The sequence below is a fragment of the Sporosarcina sp. SG10008 genome (assembly GCF_044569405.1).
Classification (GTDB): domain Bacteria; phylum Bacillota; class Bacilli; order Bacillales_A; family Planococcaceae; genus Sporosarcina; species Sporosarcina psychrophila.
This window is the reverse complement of record NZ_CP172607.1, coordinates 3,230,812-3,248,450: the sequence shown is the minus strand read 5'-3', so window position 1 is coordinate 3,248,450 and position 17,639 is coordinate 3,230,812. Positions and strand designations below refer to the sequence as shown.

Here is a 17,639-nt window from a genome sequence, read left to right as displayed (position 1 = left end):
TCCGATATTATAAATTAAATGGATAGTAGGAGGTTATTAATTGAAAAATACTAAATTCAGTCATCTGATTGATGAAGTTCAGGATGAAGTAATTAGTTGGAGGAGATATCTTCATGAATATCCTGAGTTGTCCTTTCAGGAGGAAAAAACATCCCAGTTTATTTATGAAACCGTGCAGTCCTTCGGTAATCTAGAAATTTCACGTCCTACAAAAACTAGTGTAATGGCACGTCTAATTGGGGCTCGGCGTGGTAAAGTTTTAGCAATTCGAGCGGATATCGATGCCTTGCCAATCCAAGAAGAAAATTCACTGCCGTTTTCGTCCAAAAATGCTGGTGTCATGCATGCTTGTGGTCATGATGGTCATACAGCTATCCTACTAGGAACAGCTAAAATTCTATCCTCTCTGCAGGATCAAGTTAAAGGAGAAGTCCGTTTCTTATTTCAGCATGGCGAAGAACTAGCTCCGGGTGGTGCTCAAGAAATGGTACGTGAGGGTGTGATGGATGGGGTCGACATGGTTATTGGAACTCATCTTTGGTCCCCCCTCGAGACAGGACAAATTGGGGTTGCGTCTGGCCCAGTGATGGCATCACCAGATACATTTTCAATCACGATTACCGGTCGGGGAGGCCACGCCGGTCTTCCACATCAAACCGTCGATGTGATTGCCATTGGGGCTCAAGTCGTTAGCAACTTGCAGCATATTGTCTCTCGAAATATGGATCCGTTGGACAGCGTAGTCCTTTCTATCACCAAGTTCGCAAGTGGTTCAGCCATGAATATCATTCCAGATTCTGTTGAAATGGGGGGAACAGTTCGTCTTTTCAGCACTGAACATCGCATAATTATCCGTGAATTGATGGAACGAATAATAAAAGGAATAACTGAAGCGCATGGTGCCACCTATTTTCTTACCTACAATGATGGGGTTGATCCCGTCATAAACGATGAGAAAGTATCCCGTGTAATCGAAGAGACTGTGCGTGAATTATGGGGAACCCAAGCGCTAACACAGATGAAACCGAATATGGGCGGTGAGGATTTCTCCGCTTTTCTGAAGAAGGCACCAGGCACATTCTTCTTTACAGGATCGGGTAATAGCGGTTTAGCCACTGATTATCCACATCATCATCCTCGTTTTAATATTGATGAAAGCGCTTTATCTGACGGGATGAATATGTTTGTTCACGCAACGTTTAAGTTACTTGATTACTAGTTAGTACAGCACTACACAAATGGAGGGATAATATGACGGACTCAAGAACTACTGACAATAAGAAAGTAAAAAGAAAGTGGGAAATGCCTGACACTTACGTTATTCTTTTTTTAGTGTTGTTGCTTGCTGTTATCGCAACTTACATTACACCAGCGGGATCATTTGATCGTGAAGAAGTGAATGGCATTGAGAGGGTAATTCCGAACACCTATAGCGAAGTAGAAAACAATTCTGCTGGATTAATGGATATTTTTCTAGCATTGCAATCTGGAATGGTTCAATCCGGCAGCCTTATTTTTCTTGTTCTGTTTGCGGGAGGAGCATTTGAGGTAATTGAACGTTCCGGAGCAATTAAGGGTGGTATATTAAGGGCGGTCAATAAAACACAAGGCAAAGAATTTTGGCTCATCGCTATTATTTCCCTTTTGTTTGCACTAGGAGGAGCAGTTGGGGCAGTTGCCAATTCGGTCATTCCATTTGTGGCAATCGGTATTATTATCGCGAGAGCGCTTCGGCTTGATGCAATTGTTGCAGTCGCCATTACTTTTGGGGCTACATTTGCAGGTTTCAATGTGGGGTTTTTAAATCCCTATACGGTTGGAATTGCCCAATCTATTGCTGGCCTTCCTTTATTTTCAGGAATGACGCTTCGTATCATCACATTTATCGTTATTGTTGGCATAACCATTTTTTATACATGGAGATATGCAAAGAAAATTTTGGACGATCCATCAAAAAGCCTGATTGGAATACTGGAATATTCCGATGATTATAAAGGTGATTTGATAGCTCCCTTTACTGTCCGCCACAAACTTATTTTAAGTTTTGTAGGCTTGGCATTGCTATTCTTCGTCTTCGCAACCATTCAATTTAAATGGAGCATAGATCATATGGCAGCATTCTTTATTATTATCGGACTTGTTTCGGGAATAATTAGTGGCATGAATTATAATAAAGTTGCGCATGTATTTTTGGAAGGTTGTCAAAAGCTAGTGTATGGTGCTTTGATTATTGGTGTAGCAAGGGCAATCCTCATTATAATGGAGAATGCACAGATTTTGGATACAGCTGTATATGCTCTTGCCATTCCATTGGAAACGCTACCACCTGTATTAGCTGCCCTTGGCATGTTCGTGGCCAATGCTGCCCTTAATTTTCTAGTTCCTTCAGGTAGTGGTCAAGCAATGATTGCGATGCCTATTTTATCGCCATTGGCAGATATGGTTGGTGTCACTCGACAGGTTGCCGTACAAGCATTCCAATTTGGAGATGGTTTTACAAACAGTATCTTCCCTACATCTGGACCATTAATGGCCAGCCTAGCTGTGGCGGGAGTGTCATGGATTAAATGGGCGAAGTGGATGTTTCCCCTCTTTTTAATTTGGTGTGCAATAGCAGTAGTTATGCTAGTTGTAGGCGTACTCATTGGCTGGGGACCATTCTAAATTTGATAAATTCAGATACATATTCATTGGTAAGTTCAGAATATATACTGCGGTTTTATAATAATACAAACAAAATCAGCTTTATGGATGTCTGGCTATCTTGTAAATTTATTTAGTTGAATAAATATGAGTCATTGTTTGATGCAGGTATAGCCCTTCACGAACAATGATCATAATAAAAGGTCCAATCCAGAATTCGTATCTGGATTGGACCTTTATAATGTATATTCTTTCACGCTAGCAAAATATGAATTTCCTTCATCGAATGGCTGCTATCATGTTCAGACAGTTCATGAATAATCCAATTCTTCGACAGCATTTGTTTCAGGACAGGATAAATGTCTTCATCAATATTTAGGTATGAAACGCCTTTATCTGTAAGTTGAAAGTCCCGTTCTTTGATTTTATCGAACTTCATTTCCAACAAGTTTTGCAGCCCATTCATCGTAATAAACTTCACGGTATAGCCATCAAATAGTATAGAGGCGAAGGCCTTTGGATCCTGTTCATATAGATTGAGAAGTCCTGTGAAATCAAAGTTGGGTTTCACTTTTTCCCATGGGCTGATATCTTGTAGCCCAATCTGATTAAGCAATTCATCATTAGATACCCCATTGCTACGAAGCGTTTCAATCAGATAAGCATCCATCAATGTGATTTTGTTGATTTCCATTCGGAGCCCTCCTAATTAGGTGCAGATAATGTATAGGAAATATGTGGATGACTGAGCCACTCCCTTAATTATAGATGAGTGCCTGGTTTATTATCAACAGCGAATGTAAAGAAGAAAGGTATCCACAGGAGTTAATATTAGTAGATTCTATTTAATGATGTTTTGGAAATACCTTTCGCTTCGCTGGTAAGATGCCTATAGCCCGTCCAACATCAGGTTATATATACTTAATCACCATTCAATGCATTTCACTAGTTTTGCAGTTCTCGCTTACACCACTAGGCGGGACGGAAGGGGGGCGTAGTTGACTATACTTTAGAATAAACTATTTATTGGACTTTAAGACTTTGCCTTGGGATCAATGATCATTGCAAAGCCCTTAGAAAGTGTCCAACCAATCTCGAAAAATATTCAACCAATCCTAAAAGTAACTCTGGAGTTAAATCAGAGTTACTTATTTAAATAGAATAGTTGATGAAATTTCAGGTACCTATTTTCAATTCTAATAGAGGTTAACTTTCGGTAAAAATTGGGGAATGAGGTTATATTCAATAGCTGAATTGGAAAGAGTGATAGTGATCGTAATTTTTGCTTATCTGAACTAGAGAAACCAGGGAAAGTGGTGTCAAGATGTTGGAATTTATGAAGGATATGCTCCTTATATTAGGAAGAATAGTAACTATTATACCGTTGTTATTGTTTACCACCCTATTCATGGGGAAACGTGCCATTGGTGAATTGCCGGTATTTGACTTTTTAATCGTCATTATATTAGGGGCACTTGTTGGAGCTGATATTGCTGAACCTGATATTAAACATTTACCGACTGCTTTTGCTATCATTGCGATCGGCGTTTTTCAAAGGATTGTTACGAGATGGAAAATATCTAATCGTAAAATAGGCAGATTACTAACATTTGAACCAACCGTTGTTCTTCAAAATGGGAAATTTGTATATGAAAACTTAAAGAAAATTCGTTATTCTATTGATAATAACCTTCAAATGCTTAGAGAAAAAGATGTATTTGATATTAACGAAGTAGAAACAGCAATTATTGAAGCAAACGGGGCATTAAGTGTATTAAAAAACCACAAAAAAATTCGGTGACGCTAGAAGATATGAATATCATAAAACCAACGTCTACGATTTCCTTTCCAGTTATCGTAGAAGGAACACTTTACACAGACGTGTTAAGAGATGTTAATTTAGATGAAGCATGGCTACAACAAGAATTAGACAATCAAGGAGTTAATGATCTAAAGGATGTTTTTTTTGCCTCTATCAATCGCAATCGTGAACTGCATATTTCTTTAAAAAATGAAAAGAACTTAGCCATTCCGACTATAAAACACTGAGTGTCAGGTACCTGCGCACGAAACTAATCAGTTTGAATTTCAGGTACCTATTTATAAGGCGGTGATTAGTTATTTACTTCAATATCTAATCTTCTTTGCGTTTTTATACAATTGTATGGATTGTTAGTCGTTGTTTGTTGCACAGCGATTTTATAGAAAGCCGGTAGTGTCCAAGCAACTAGGTCCAGTGTCCAACGAAAGCCTGAAGGTGTCCAACAAACGGAGAGGTTTCCAACAAACATTTCGAAGTGTCCAACCAAAACCTGAAGGTGTTCAACCAACTTGGTCAAGTCTCCAACCAAAGCATCCAAGTGTCCAACAAACAGTGAGGTTTCCATTGAATTCTAACTAGTCTAGATACCTGGCACTTATAATACGCTCTCCCTAGACCGACTCATTGTATATAAAAAGTTTCTTCTCCCCAGTAATTTCTTTAAATTGATCTCCGCGGCAAGTACCCCGAGTAACACCAGGACAGCCCCTACATATCCTTTATTTGTAAGGATTTCACCTACGAAAATAAAAGCAAAGAATGCTGCAAATACAGGCTCTAATGAAAAAATCAGACCAGTACGTGTAGGTGTTGTATGTTTTTGGGCTACAGCTTGGCCAATAAATCCAACTGCACTGCACAGAATGCTTAGTGCCAAAATCGCACTCCATGACTCGATGTTGCTTGGAAGTTGTGGTTTTTCAAATAAGAGTGAAAAGAGAAGTCCCCATGCACCTGCAACCCCAAGTTGTATGATCCCAATGGAGATGGCATCCACATTTTTTGTTGCTTTCCCTGTAACGATGATGTGAAGGGCATAAAATAAGGCACCTAAGATGCACAAGAAATCGCCAGCATGGATGAGGAATGCCTGGTTTAACGTTAAAAGACCGATTCCTGTAATCGAGATACACAAGCTAATCATCACTCTTTTTTTAGGTTTCTTTCGAGAGAAGAGTGCTACTAACAAAGGAACAAAGATAACCGCGAGACTAAATAAAAATCCAGCATTTGAAACTGAAGTCGTTTTTAAACCGATTACTACAGCGGAAGTGCACAAGAATAACAGCGATCCGAGTAAAAATCCATATGTGATCGTTTTACCATCAATTTTGAGAAGGCGTCGATAAAATACGAGTGCAGCTACAAGAAAAGCAATCCCAAAACGTAATGCAATTAGGTTATACTCTTGAATCGAATGGAGGCCCATCTTCATAAACAAATAGGATGCACCCCATAACATTGTCACCATGACCATCATCAAGTCCGCTTTTATTTGTGTCCCCCTACTTATTGGATTATCCATCTTACACCTCCAGTTCCATTCATTGTGCCAAAATTCAACGAAAGCTATTGATTGTTTTTTAGTATACATGTAAAGTTTAGATAATAAAAACGAATGTTTTTAAGTTGTTAGATGAATAAAATTCATGTAAAGGGAGTGAGGAAGTTGTCACTGGTCAAGTTTGAAATATTTAGCACTGTTGTAGAATCAGGGAGTCTCAAACAAGCAGCAGAGATCCATGGGTTAACGCAATCCGCCGTGAGTCATGCAATTGCCAGCCTTGAATCCGAATGGGGATTTACAATCTTGATTAGAGGACGTGCGGGGATCAAGTTGACTAGTAATGGAGAACGCGTATTAAGGCATATCCATGAAATATTAAAGTGGAATGAACAAATGATGCAAGAAATAGCGAATATCAAGGGTCTTGAAATTGGCACCGTCCGCATTGGAACTTTTTCGAGTGTTTCCGTTCAATGGCTACCAGAAATCCTGAAAAGTTTTAATGCAGATCTACCTGCTATCGAAATCAAGTTGTTAGAGGGGGATTACGATACGCTTGAGCACTGGATCGCAACGGGTGCGGTTGATTTTGGGTTTGTCTCATTACCGACTTCGAAGTCATTTGAAGTGATTTTCTTAAAAAAAGACCGTATGCTGTGCATTCTTCCTGACGAGCATCGCCTCGCAAACCAACAGGAGGTCAGTTTTGCAGACATTAAAGAAGAGATGCTGATTATGTCGAAGAAAGGGAGCGATAATGATTTAAAGCGGATTTTTCAAGAAAACAATGTAACTCCTCATATTAAATTTGAACTTGCGGATGATCAAGCAATCATTTCGATGGTTCAAAATGGGATGGGAATTAGTATTCTTCCTGAAATGGTTTTGTACCGTGTTCCGCATAATGTTCGCATTCTGAGCTTGGAAGGAGAACATTATCGCTCCATCGGTATCGCAGCCCCATCCTTCAACACTATTTCTCCAGCAGCGCAAAAATTTATTGACTATATGAAAGCATGGTTGAACAACTCCCAGCGTTAAAACTTGCATTTGTGGATTTTCTAAACCCGAATGCGATTGTCCAAAAAGGTTTCAAGCTCGATTTCATCTCCGGAACCAAGCAATCTAAATATCAAGGGAATCTTTCTGTAAAGAAGGTTACCACGATTGAAAAAAAGTCTAAGGTGACGGGGAAATATCAAGTTGGAGCCTATAAAGATAGTAAAGGTGTAGAAGGACTTGATGCTTATCATGCAGGGCAGAAGGCAGTTATGAAGAAATTTGTGAATAATTATGATTCAAATACTGCTCTTGCAACAAATGCTCTAAAGGTCGGTCATACAATAAAAGGCCCTAATGGTATCGTTTCAAGAAGTACCAAAGGAATAGAGAATCCTAGACAGCTATTGGCAATGGATACTATGGAACTAAGAAGAGTCTATGATGACATACCATATTCTACCTTGAAAGAACTTGTTGAATTAAACAAAAATGTATCCAGAAAGGAGGAGAAAAAATGAATGAGATTTTTGTTAAATCACTTTACGAGTCTATAGCTGAAGAGAACCTTCAACTATACAAAAACTTGTATGAAACAACGAATGTAACTCCTAAAATAGATGATTATTGGAAAAATGCTATTGGTTTTTACGATAGTTTAACTGATGAAAATAAAGATACATTAATGACGATAATTGAACAGACCATGATTGATACTATTTCAAACGTACTAGGAGTAATTGATGGAAGTTCAACTTTAAAAGATTGTTTGTTTGAACCTAAATTACTACTAGATTCTATTGACACAGAAGGAGAACTCCAAGATTCGTTTTTAGAATTCATAGAAACAAGAGATAACAACAGCTAATTAATTTCAAATATCTGCGCTTAAAACTATCCTAATAATTCAAGCCTTATATATGTATAAAGCTTGAATTAGGTATTCACTTCAATATCTAATTTTCTTTGGGTTTTTACAGTTATTTGAATTGTTCGTTGTTGCACAGGCACCGATTTTTGTTTTGGGTGTCTCGCTTAATTATACAATCGGCGTAGATAGTAAAAAACCGTCCACAATGTTGCTGACCTTGGTCGCATGGCATTGTGGATGGTTTTATCCATTTAAGCTTATACGTCTGGTTGAATTACCACTATTAGAACCTGCCTTGAATTTTGAAAACAATTTCTGCGAATAATGTAGCGAATAGGAAAGTCCCTGTGTAAACAACTAAGGAGACTATAATAATTCGCCATCCCAATCTTTTAAAGCTTTCAATGTCTTTACCTAATGATAAACCGGCATATGCTAAAATCGGAGTAGCAAGTGCCATGAAGTTGATCTTTGCTGTTTGTTCAACTATCATTTCATTTCCGGGAAAAATGGGGGTTGTTGCGATTAATGCTAAGAATGATATCCATATAACTGCTGGCATTTTAATCGGTAAGTGAGCGTTAAGCGTCAAACCAATTACGGTTACGAGGATAATAAGAAGTATCCCCGGCAAGGCTTCAATTGGATTTACACCGTATCCTACCCAGTTACCCATAATCGCGATTAACCCAATAAGAGTTAAGACCTTTGCTTTATGAATCATTTTTCTCCCTCCTGTTTAACTGACAATTTATTACGACCAATTTTGGGTTCTAACCAATCGTAAAGACGGGCTGTGACAGGAAGTGAGAAAAACACACAAATATACGTACCTAGAATGGTCGTAATAAGGTTCGCAGCAGCGGCGAACAACACGATATCATCTGCTGCTTCAGGGAATGTTACAGCAAGTGCCCCGGATGCAGCGGCCATCATACTTCCGGAACCAACACCCGCTCCCATAGCTAGAGAAATTGGATGGAAAATACCGAGACTTCCCAGGAATCCTGCTAGTAAGGCTAAATAAATGGCACCGAAAACCGTTCCACAAACATATACGCCAAGTGCTCCTCTTCCTTCAGGAGAATCCGCTCCATATTTCTCAGAAATAATGGCTAAATTCGGCTCACGGTCAATTGAAAAGGTTGCTCCAATTGCTTCACGTTTCATCCCGAGAAGTATAGCTATCGGTAGCCCAATGATAATTGTTCCAATGATATGTCCAACTTCTTGGAAGGCCAATGATAGACCTGCATCAAAAATCTTTGGAAGTGAGGGTCCTAACATAGTTCCAAGTTTAGCAACAAATAACATGAAAGAGATACCAAGTATTCCTGCAGCATTTTTCATCTGAGCTTCATTCATCAACTTCAAGCGAGGCCAACTTACAATACCGCCCCAAATTAATACGTATAACATGGGGAATAGCGCAACGGTGCCTAGCCCAAGATTGAACTGTTTAGTACCAATTGCTTCACCTAGTACGACAAATACTAGGACAATTACATGGAGCTTCCAATCTTTCCACACATAAATCCCCCCTCAAGTCAGTTAGTAATCTTATGATTCCCCAGTAACTCGACGACTTGACCCACTGCACTCGTATCCAAACTACCCTTACCTTGTAACTTAGCAATCTCGAAAAGCTGCTCTACAATGGAGCTTAAGAAAGCCGGTGTTTCGGAACTTTTAGATAGCTTTTGATATAGGCCCACGTCCTTCGCCATGTGACTTAGTAAAAAATTCACGTTATGATGTGTATCCTGGACTAAATTTGGTCCGAAAACGGAAAGGACTTTGTTTTGGGCTGAACCGATCGACATAACTTCTACAATCTTTTTCGCATCGACGCCTGCTTTTACACCAGTGAGTAAAGTTTCGCTCAGTAAGACCATAATTCCAGCCACCATCATATTGTTGCACAACTTTACAACTTGCCCAGAACCCGCGGAACCGATATAGCGGATTTCATTTCCAATCGCTTGTAACACCGGAAGAATAGCGCTGTAATGTTCTTCTTCTCCTCCAACCATGATCGTTAATGTCCCAGCATCTGCTCCTAACGGCCCGTTACTCACCGGACAATCAAAGTAGTGAACACCCACATCTTTCGCTTGCTGAGCTAATTTTTTTGTTGAATCGACATCCGTCGTACTCATGTCCAAAATGAAAGCACCTTTTTTCAAGTCGTGGAGAAGTCCGTTTTCCCCGACAAGTGTATCTTCTATTAAGTTAGAAAGTGGTAATGATAAAACAATCACATCTAACATAGGTGCAACAATATTTATCACAGGAACTGGGATTGCTCCGAGCTCCTTCATTTGTTGTTGTTTCATCGGATCAGGATCATAAGTCCAAACCTCGTAATCACTTTTTAAAAAGTTTTTCACCATTCCCGCTCCCATAGCTCCGCAACCGATCATTCCTAATTTCATTACGAATTCCTCCTTTACGGTCTCATATAAACTGTTTTAAGATCTGTCCAGAAATCCAATGCAGTACTGCCTTGCTCTCTAGGTCCAATACTGGATTCTTTCTTACCACCGAAAGGATAATGGTTTTCGAAATATGTGGAGGGAAGATTGACATGCGTAACGCCGGATTGAATATTGCGGACAAAATGAAATGCTTTCTCTAGATCATTTGTGTAAATCGTTGAAGATAAGCCAAACTCAGTATCATTAGCCAACGCAATTGCATCTTCGTAGTTTTCCACTTCAAACACACCAATCACAGGTCCAAAAATTTCTTCTTTGGCAATTGTCATATTTGAATGCACATTACTAAATACAGTTGGAGCAACAAAAAAACCGTTTTTCAAATCACCTTGTACTAAACGTTTTCCCCCGGTTTCCAGTGTTGCACCTTCATCTAGTGCTGTTTGTACATATTTCAAGTAAGTATTTAACTGATTTTCATCTATGATTGCGCCATTCGTTGCTTCCTCGCTCAGTCCATTTTGAACGATGAATGATTCGGCTTTTTCTACAAGTCTATCTACTACCTGGCGATAAATCGTTTTTGGCACAATCAGCCTACTTGTTCCTGTACAACGTTGCCCGTTATCGAAAAAACCGCTTGTTACAACACTATCAATGGCAAGGTCTAGATCAGCATCTTCAAGAATAATCGCCGGGTTTTTCCCGCCCATTTCCGCCTGCATTTTACCACCATGTTGTGCAACGGCTTTCCCAAGGGCTGCTCCAACATCTGTCGAACCAGTAAATGAAACTGCTTTTAGTTCCTTATTTTCTCCAAATTCTTTTCCAATGACTGCGCCTGATCCAGTGACCATATTAACGACGCCGGCAGGAACACCAGCTTTTTCAAGTAGTTCAATAATTTTTATACTAATAAGTGAAGTGGTACTAGCAGGTTTGAATACAACTGTATTGCCGGCAATAATAGCAGGAGCGATTTTCCAAATACCGATACCTAGGGGGAAATTATAGGGAGCAATGATTCCTACTACACCCAAAGGTTCCCGCACTGTATAGGCAAAAATATTGTCATTGTAAGAAGGTAAAGTTTCCCCAGCAAGACGGGTGGCCTCACCACTGAATTGTTTCATCGCTTGAATTGTTTTTGTTACTTCTCCTCTTGACTCCCGAATTGCTTTACCAACTTCTTTTGTAATAATAACCGCTAACATTTCTTTATTTTCTTCCAATAAATTTATCAATCTAAAGATGACATCCCCACGTTCTGGGGCGGACACTTTCGACCATTTTTGAAAAGCCTTCTTCGCAACTGCAATGGCCTCTCGAACGTCTTCAACAGAGGACTTTTGGAATCGCCCCAACACTTCAGCACTATTTGCTGGATTTACGCTGTCATATAACTCGTTTGTCTTGGAGGACACCCACTCTCCATTAATGTAGTTTTTATAGACGGGAACCTTCGACGTTTGATTGTTCGCCTTACTGTTGTATGCAGATACCATATAAACCACTCCTTTTTTGATAAGATATTGCTTTGAAAATCATCATTGATAGAGATGAATAAAGTGAATATGTTTAAAGGGTGGGCGTTATAATTCGGACCATCCATTAGAACACATATAACTAAATTGTATTCAGGTTGTCCATGGAATATTTCGTGATCCAATAATTTATTTGATTTTGCCGAACGCTATTTAGATAATAAACTTAAAATGAATAGAAGAAAGTATGTGGGAGAGGGCTGACTTTTATCGCGTTAGTATCTGATTTTATGTATTGTGATTTTTCGTGGAGTTCTGCAGTGCGCGGTTGGTGGAAACTGAGTAGTATCCTTAATATGAAATTATTACGAATTTAGATTCTTTAATCGATGGATCGGGCAATCCAATGATGACACACTGTTCTGTATCGTTTCTCACACTCGCCTCAACTCGTTGGACAATAGGTGATAAGACATAAACGTGTTTGAGACTATTACTGTTCTTTTAGTTCTTAACGTTCTCAATTTCAGGTACGATATGTGCGTCGCTACCCAGAGAATTCAATACAATTGTATAATGAAAAAATGCAGACCAAGCAAGTTTGCAAATGTCTGGTTTGATATCTTACCACCAATTCGAGAACAAAGTGCCAACATGCATTAAGTGGATTCCTGCATAACACTCATGCGCTTATCCGGTTGTTTTGCTGTCAAACTGCGGGTGGTTATAAGATAATGGTGATATATGTGATAGGTAAACTCCAGAGAGAAGGAAGTGTTAAATGATGAATGTAGAGTTGGTTATGCAGGAGCTCGAAGCCCTTGGCAAGGAACGAATGAAGAAAATGTACATGTCCAATGGTGCGCATGAGCCGCTTTTTGGCGCAGCTACAGGTGCTATGAAACCAATTGTAAAGAAAATTAAAATGAATCAACCTTTAGCTGAAGAGCTGTATGCCACAGGGAACTATGATGCAATGTACTTTGCAGGTATTATTGCCGAACCCAATGTCATGACGGAGGCGGATTATGATCGTTGGATCGATGCGGCGTATTTTTATATGCTGTCTGATTATGTAGTGGCTGTAACTTTATCAGAGTCAGATATTGCACAAGAAGTTGCCGATAAATGGATCGCAAGCGGTGAAGAGCTGAGAATGTCGGCGGGCTGGAGTTGTTACTGTTGGCTTATAGGGAACCGACTAGACGTTGAATTTTCAGAAGCCAAAATTTCCGATATGCTTGACATGGTAAAAAATACGATTCATGATTCACCAGAACGAACGAAATCCGCAATGAATAATTTTATATACACCGTGGGGATTTCCTATTTGCCGCTCCATGAAAAGGCAATCGAGACCGCAAAGGCGATTGGAATAGTAGAAATCAAGCGGGACAAGAAAAAAAACAGTTTCCTAAATGCTTACGAAAGCATTCAAAAAGAAGTCGATAGAGGAAAGCTTGGTTTTAAACGCAAGCATGTAAGATGTTGAAATTAATTTCAGGTACCTGTTCTGAAAGTTTCAGGTGCATGATAATCTAATTTCTATTGGTTTTTTGGTGCACAGGCATCCACACAAATATGGGGAAACCTTACACTATTTTGAGGATCAAAAAAACCTGATTTCTCGATGTTAAATGAGAAATTAGGCTTTTAAAAAATGGGGATATCTTCATTTTTATAGGATATCTCTTGAGATAGTGAATTAATTGAACACCATACCACCATCTGATAAGATGTTTTGCCCAGTGATGTAATCAGAGTTTGGTGAAGCCAAGAAGGATACAAGATGAGCTACATCTTCAGGAGTTTGTGAACGACCAAGTGCAATTCCTTCAGTGAATTTCGCAAACGCTTCTCCTTTTTTCGTCCCCATGTGTTCCATCATTTTTTCATCTAGTCTGTCCCACATACCTGTTCCAACAATCCCAGGGCAATAAGAATTGACGGTGATTTTATCTTTCGCAAGTTCTTTTGCGGCAACTTGGGTCAACCCTTTAACCGCAAATTTACTTGCCGAATAAACACCTAACATTTCGAATCCTTCTTGACCAGCAATCGAACAAGCGTTAATGATTTTACCGCCAGTCCCTTGTTTCTTCATCTGATTTGCTGCCGCTTTAATGCCATAAATCGTCCCTTTAACGTTAACGTCAAGCGTAAAATCAACCGCTTTCGGATCAACATGTGTAAGCGGTGCAACTTGTCCTTCTACACCTGCATTGTTAATAAATACATCAACACTGCCGAACGTATTAACCGCATGTTGAACAAGTGCTTCTTGATCGTCGGGATTGGCTACGTTACCAACGAACGATGTAACTTCAAATCCATTATTTTTAAATTCTTTTTCGGTTTCAGTTAGAATTTGTTCGTTAACATCGCTTAACACAATTGAAAATTCTTCATTCGCTAAACGTTCAGCTAACGCTTTCCCTATACCTTGACCTGAACCTGTAATGACTGCTACTTTTTTCTTGCCCATTATAAATTCCTCCCTATTTTTTTCACGAACCATCAAAACGCTACATTCAATTGCATTCCCCAAAAACTAAAACCTCAAACGATATGGAATATAGTGTTTTTCGCAATAGAGGATTCTTTAGTTAGTAGGAAGTGAATTTATGTACTCTAATAAATAAGGCATGGACTAGGTATTTACTTCAACATGATTCAGAGCAATGAAAGGGAGAATTGTCCCTTTAGATTTTGATGTTTGTTATAATGACGAATATGTAGCTTGAATTATGTACTAAATAGGGGAGCGGAATATGGAAAATAACGTTTTTAAACAGATGGCAAAAAGATACGACACAGAGGAAAGAATTGAATTAGCTAAAATACTAGTTAAGGAAGTAAGACCAGAATTACGAAATAGTAAATCGAAATCTTTAATAGACTATGGGAGTGGTACTGGTCTAGTTAGTTTAGAATTATCAGATTTAGTGGATTCTATTTTACTGGTAGATTCATCAAAACAAATGTTGGAGGTTGCGAAAGCTAAAATTTCTCACAAAGGAATCCTCAACTCAAAAGTTCTTTATTCAGATTTCACGCAAGAAACTACTGAACTTAAGGCAGACATCGTTTTAATGTCGCTAGTCCTTCTTCATATTCCGGATACTAAAAAAATTCTACAAGGATTGTTCAACATTTTAAATAATGATGGCAAGCTAATTATTATTGATTTTGACAAAAACGATGAAATATATCATCCGAAAGTTCATAACGGTTTTTCGCATGAAGAATTGAAAAATAGATTATCCGAAGTTGGATTTAAATCAATTGAAATTAAGACGTTTCATCATGGAAATCGTATTTTTATGAATCAAGATGCCTCAATGTTTATATCCAGTAGTATAAAGTGATTTCTTGTCTTCTCTTGATGTACTGGCACATAATATTCATAAAGTAAAAGAGGAATGTAACCATATCAACAAATGGTCGCATACCTCTTTTTTTTATTCGGAGCGTTGAGTTGACGGAATGCAGCCATGCTCAGTTACCCTTCTACTTGGCCATCAACAAATCATGGAAAGCGTCCAACGAACGGGGAAGTCTTCAACGAACCAATCGAAGTGTGCAACCAACCCAGGAAAGTGTCCAACGAACGAGAAAGCCTCCAACGAACTAATCGAAGCCTCCAACCAATCCCAACAAGTCTGCAACCAATCCCGGAAAGTGTCCAACGAACGGGAAAGCCTCCAACGAACCAATCGAAGTGTCCAACCAAGCCCAGAAAGTGTGCAACCAATTCAGGAAAGTGTCCAACGAACGAGGAAGCCTCAAACAAACCAATCGAAGTGTCCAACAAACGAGGAAGTCTCCAACCAACCCCGAAGAGCCTCCAACCAATCCAATAAAGCGTCCAACCAACAGGCGAGTCTCCAACGAAACAATCAGATTAACAAGTTATTCAATAAAATTGTTGTTGTTTTTCTTCAGAATATGTTCTACAATACAGAAGCAGTTGATAATGATAATCGTTATCAGTTAAGCGGGTGATTGTAACGGAGGTGAAATATTGAAGAAAAAGGATCTAAGCAAGATAGGGATGGGCAAAAGTTATTATGTATTTATTTTTCTTCTCGTAGGCATCATTTTGCTATCGGCTGTCTTTTCAGTATCAATTGGACAAGTTAATATTCCTTTCACGCAGGCTATGGACATATTATTGCATGCATTAACAAATGGAAGGCTTGGATCACTCAATCATGTACAAAGTGAATCCTATTTAAATATTATTTTACAGGTGAGGATGCCACGTGTTATTTTCGCACTGCTTATCGGCATAGGGCTTGCTTTATGTGGAACGGTTATGCAAGCAGTCGTGCAAAATCCACTTGCTGACCCATACATACTTGGTATTTCATCGGGCGCATCATTAGGTGCAACTTTTGCCATTCTCGTTGGATTTGGCAGTAGCGCATTTTTGTCGCAGTTTGGCGTGGCATTCGGAGCCTTTGTTGGTGCGATGATAACGTCAATGGCAGTACTTATTTTATCGAGCATCGGCGGTAAAGCAACATCTGTGAAACTCGTTTTATCAGGGGTTGTAATCGGTGCATTGTGTAGCTCCTTCGCTAGCTTAATTATCTATTTTGCCAATAATGCAGAAGGGATTAAGACCGTTACTTTTTGGTCAATGGGAAGTCTAGCTTCAGCAAGTTGGGATAAAACACCGATTTTAGCCATTGTTGTTCTGCTTGGATCAGCCCTATTTCTTTTCCAACATCGCGTGTTAAACACGATGCTTCTAGGTGACGAATCTGCTATTACACTAGGCATTAACTTAAGTGCATTCCGAAAACTTTATATGATCATCACTGCTCTTGTTACGGGAACAATGGTCGCCTATTCAGGAATGATTGGCTTTGTTGGTTTAATTATTCCGCATATCACTAGGGGGATTTTCGGAGCAGATCATAAGCGTTTAATGCTTGGAACGCTGCTTTTAGGAGGACTTTTCATGATTTGGGCCGATATTTTGTCACGAACGTTAATACATAATGTTGAATTGCCCATCGGAATCATTACCTCTGTTATTGGATCTCCATTATTTATCTACATGATTGTAAAAAGAGGCTACAACTTTGGAGGGTAGAAAATGGAATTGATTGCAAAGGGAATAGATATTACTATCGGGAAAAAAGAGATTGTGAAAAACATTTCAATCCTTGTGAAAAAACAACAATTTGTAGGGCTGATTGGACCAAATGGTTGTGGAAAATCAACGCTGTTAAAGGCTATCTATAAGAGTCTTGTTCCTCAAAAAGGAATGGTTTTTTTAGATGATGTTGATGTACTGAAAAGTTCAGAGAAAAAAATTTCACAGCGATTAGGTGTAGTGGGGCAATTTAATGAAATGAGTTTTGATTTGTCCGTTCAGCAAATGGTGATGTTAGGCAGAACACCACATAAAAGAATGTTGGAGTCAGACAAACAAGAAGACTATGTGATTGTGGAGGAAGCTTTGAAAACCACAAATTTACTCGATTACAAACAGCGTGGTTTCTTATCGTTGTCTGGTGGAGAAAAGCAAAGGGTTATTTTAGCGAGAACCATTGCGCAACAGCCAAAAATCATGGTTTTAGATGAACCGACAAACCACTTAGATATACGCTATCAGCTTGAAATTTTATCATGTGTTAAAAATTTGAACATTGGTGTATTAGCGGCTCTCCATGATTTAGAAATGGCAGCACATTACTGCGACTACCTGTATGCCATAAAAGATGGAGAAATCTATGCACATGGAACACCAGAAGAGGTTTTAACGCCAACTACAGTTGAAGCATTATATCAAATTAAATGTCAAACATATACCAATCCTGTTACAAATGGATTAGGTTTTGCATATGGCATATAGGAGGAG

16 protein-coding genes and 1 pseudogene are annotated in these 17,639 nt (G+C 39.0%); 10 read left to right on the top strand and 7 right to left on the bottom strand.

The window, feature by feature from the left end; translation table 11 throughout:
- Positions 1-40 precede the first annotated feature (40 nt).
- Both ACGLYD_RS15380 and ACGLYD_RS15375 read left to right on the top strand, forming a co-directional pair.
- Complete coding sequence (locus tag ACGLYD_RS15380) at positions 41-1,219, top strand: M20 family metallopeptidase (protein WP_399628957.1); 1,179 nt, start codon at positions 41-43, stop codon at positions 1,217-1,219.
- Between the two features lie 32 nt (positions 1,220-1,251).
- A complete protein-coding gene (locus ACGLYD_RS15375) occupies positions 1,252-2,664 on the top strand; it encodes a YfcC family protein (RefSeq protein ID WP_399628955.1) in 1,413 nt (470 codons plus the stop codon).
- A 232-nt stretch (positions 2,665-2,896) separates the two neighbouring features.
- Here ACGLYD_RS15375 and ACGLYD_RS15370 read toward each other — a convergent pair whose 3' ends face one another.
- The gene (locus ACGLYD_RS15370; protein ID WP_187045782.1) at positions 2,897-3,337 is read right to left on the bottom strand and encodes a hypothetical protein; all 441 of its coding nucleotides are present in this window, start codon (positions 3,335-3,337) and stop codon (positions 2,897-2,899) included.
- 630 nt (positions 3,338-3,967) lie between these two features.
- On the opposite strand from ACGLYD_RS15370, the pseudogene ACGLYD_RS15365 reads away from it, so the two are divergent.
- Positions 3,968-4,692 (top strand): annotated as a pseudogene (locus tag ACGLYD_RS15365) (DUF421 domain-containing protein).
- Between the two features lie 368 nt (positions 4,693-5,060).
- Here ACGLYD_RS15365 and ACGLYD_RS15360 read toward each other — a convergent pair.
- Positions 5,061-5,990 (bottom strand): DMT family transporter, encoded by a 930-nt coding sequence (locus tag ACGLYD_RS15360; protein ID WP_399628952.1) that lies wholly within the window; start codon positions 5,988-5,990, stop codon positions 5,061-5,063.
- Between the two features lie 144 nt (positions 5,991-6,134).
- On the opposite strand from ACGLYD_RS15360, the gene ACGLYD_RS15355 reads away from it, so the two are divergent.
- Genes ACGLYD_RS15355 through ACGLYD_RS15345 form a run of 3 tightly spaced genes read left to right on the top strand, consistent with a single transcriptional unit; the run spans position 6,135 to position 7,839 of the window.
- Positions 6,135-7,013: a LysR family transcriptional regulator gene (locus ACGLYD_RS15355; protein WP_399628949.1), complete on the top strand. Its 879-nt coding sequence runs from the start codon at positions 6,135-6,137 to the stop codon at positions 7,011-7,013.
- The gene (locus ACGLYD_RS15350; protein WP_399628948.1) at positions 6,989-7,492 is read left to right on the top strand and encodes a hypothetical protein; all 504 of its coding nucleotides are present in this window, start codon (positions 6,989-6,991) and stop codon (positions 7,490-7,492) included. The genes ACGLYD_RS15355 and ACGLYD_RS15350 overlap by 25 nt, the downstream gene beginning before the upstream one ends.
- On the top strand, positions 7,489-7,839 hold the full coding sequence (locus ACGLYD_RS15345; protein ID WP_399628945.1) for a transposase: 351 nt from the start codon (positions 7,489-7,491) through the stop codon (positions 7,837-7,839). Before ACGLYD_RS15350 ends, ACGLYD_RS15345 begins: the two co-directional genes overlap by 4 nt.
- Before the next feature lie 286 nt (positions 7,840-8,125).
- On the opposite strand, the gene ACGLYD_RS15340 is transcribed toward ACGLYD_RS15345, so the two are convergent.
- The 4 genes from ACGLYD_RS15340 to ACGLYD_RS15325 are packed head-to-tail and all read right to left on the bottom strand — an operon-like array spanning position 8,126 to position 11,785.
- Positions 8,126-8,566: a hypothetical protein gene (locus ACGLYD_RS15340; RefSeq protein ID WP_231885721.1), complete on the bottom strand. Its 441-nt coding sequence runs from the start codon at positions 8,564-8,566 to the stop codon at positions 8,126-8,128.
- Positions 8,563-9,372: a DUF3100 domain-containing protein gene (locus ACGLYD_RS15335; RefSeq protein WP_231885720.1), complete on the bottom strand. Its 810-nt coding sequence runs from the start codon at positions 9,370-9,372 to the stop codon at positions 8,563-8,565. Before ACGLYD_RS15335 ends, ACGLYD_RS15340 begins: the two co-directional genes overlap by 4 nt.
- Before the next feature lie 17 nt (positions 9,373-9,389).
- A complete protein-coding gene (locus tag ACGLYD_RS15330) occupies positions 9,390-10,277 on the bottom strand; it encodes an NAD(P)-dependent oxidoreductase (protein WP_399628942.1) in 888 nt (295 codons plus the stop codon).
- 14 nt (positions 10,278-10,291) lie between these two features.
- Entirely contained in the window at positions 10,292-11,785 is a 1,494-nt protein-coding gene (locus tag ACGLYD_RS15325; RefSeq protein ID WP_399628939.1) for an aldehyde dehydrogenase family protein, read from the bottom strand.
- A 763-nt stretch (positions 11,786-12,548) separates the two neighbouring features.
- Here ACGLYD_RS15325 and ACGLYD_RS15320 point away from each other — a divergent pair.
- Positions 12,549-13,256 carry a DNA alkylation repair protein gene (locus tag ACGLYD_RS15320; protein ID WP_399633265.1) on the top strand — a complete coding sequence of 236 codons (708 nt, stop codon included), beginning with the start codon at positions 12,549-12,551 and terminating at the stop codon, positions 13,254-13,256.
- 213 nt (positions 13,257-13,469) lie between these two features.
- Here ACGLYD_RS15320 and ACGLYD_RS15315 read toward each other — a convergent pair whose 3' ends face one another.
- On the bottom strand, positions 13,470-14,249 hold the full coding sequence (locus tag ACGLYD_RS15315) for an acetoin reductase (RefSeq protein WP_187045765.1): 780 nt from the start codon (positions 14,247-14,249) through the stop codon (positions 13,470-13,472).
- A 286-nt stretch (positions 14,250-14,535) separates the two neighbouring features.
- Between ACGLYD_RS15315 and ACGLYD_RS15310 the strand changes: the two genes are divergently transcribed.
- From ACGLYD_RS15310 to ACGLYD_RS15300, 3 genes are all read left to right on the top strand, one after another.
- Positions 14,536-15,132 (top strand): class I SAM-dependent DNA methyltransferase, encoded by a 597-nt coding sequence (locus tag ACGLYD_RS15310; RefSeq protein WP_399628935.1) that lies wholly within the window; start codon positions 14,536-14,538, stop codon positions 15,130-15,132.
- 686 nt (positions 15,133-15,818) lie between these two features.
- Positions 15,819-16,868: a FecCD family ABC transporter permease gene (locus tag ACGLYD_RS15305; RefSeq protein WP_399633262.1), complete on the top strand. Its 1,050-nt coding sequence runs from the start codon at positions 15,819-15,821 to the stop codon at positions 16,866-16,868.
- Between the two features lie 3 nt (positions 16,869-16,871).
- A complete protein-coding gene (locus ACGLYD_RS15300; protein WP_067212740.1) occupies positions 16,872-17,633 on the top strand; it encodes an ABC transporter ATP-binding protein in 762 nt (253 codons plus the stop codon).
- The last annotated feature ends 6 nt before the right edge of the window (positions 17,634-17,639 follow it).

Bases quoted from the DNA above. Each gene is read 5' to 3' on its own strand.
- ACGLYD_RS15325 (WP_399628939.1), bottom strand. From the start codon at position 11,785: ATGGTATCTGCATACAACAGTAAGGCGAACAATCAAACGTCGAAGGTT.
- ACGLYD_RS15360 (WP_399628952.1), bottom strand. From the start codon at position 5,990: ATGGATAATCCAATAAGTAGGGGGACACAAATAAAAGCGGACTTGATG.
- ACGLYD_RS15370 (WP_187045782.1), bottom strand. From the start codon at position 3,337: ATGGAAATCAACAAAATCACATTGATGGATGCTTATCTGATTGAAACG.
- ACGLYD_RS15340 (WP_231885721.1), bottom strand. From the start codon at position 8,566: ATGATTCATAAAGCAAAGGTCTTAACTCTTATTGGGTTAATCGCGATT.
- ACGLYD_RS15310 (WP_399628935.1), top strand. From the start codon at position 14,536: ATGGAAAATAACGTTTTTAAACAGATGGCAAAAAGATACGACACAGAG.
- ACGLYD_RS15345 (WP_399628945.1), top strand. From the start codon at position 7,489: ATGAATGAGATTTTTGTTAAATCACTTTACGAGTCTATAGCTGAAGAG.
- ACGLYD_RS15305 (WP_399633262.1), top strand. From the start codon at position 15,819: ATGGGCAAAAGTTATTATGTATTTATTTTTCTTCTCGTAGGCATCATT.
- ACGLYD_RS15315 (WP_187045765.1), bottom strand. From the start codon at position 14,249: ATGGGCAAGAAAAAAGTAGCAGTCATTACAGGTTCAGGTCAAGGTATA.
- ACGLYD_RS15320 (WP_399633265.1), top strand. From the start codon at position 12,549: ATGAATGTAGAGTTGGTTATGCAGGAGCTCGAAGCCCTTGGCAAGGAA.
- ACGLYD_RS15375 (WP_399628955.1), top strand. From the start codon at position 1,252: ATGACGGACTCAAGAACTACTGACAATAAGAAAGTAAAAAGAAAGTGG.
- ACGLYD_RS15330 (WP_399628942.1), bottom strand. From the start codon at position 10,277: ATGAAATTAGGAATGATCGGTTGCGGAGCTATGGGAGCGGGAATGGTG.
- ACGLYD_RS15350 (WP_399628948.1), top strand. From the start codon at position 6,989: ATGGTTGAACAACTCCCAGCGTTAAAACTTGCATTTGTGGATTTTCTA.
- ACGLYD_RS15300 (WP_067212740.1), top strand. From the start codon at position 16,872: ATGGAATTGATTGCAAAGGGAATAGATATTACTATCGGGAAAAAAGAG.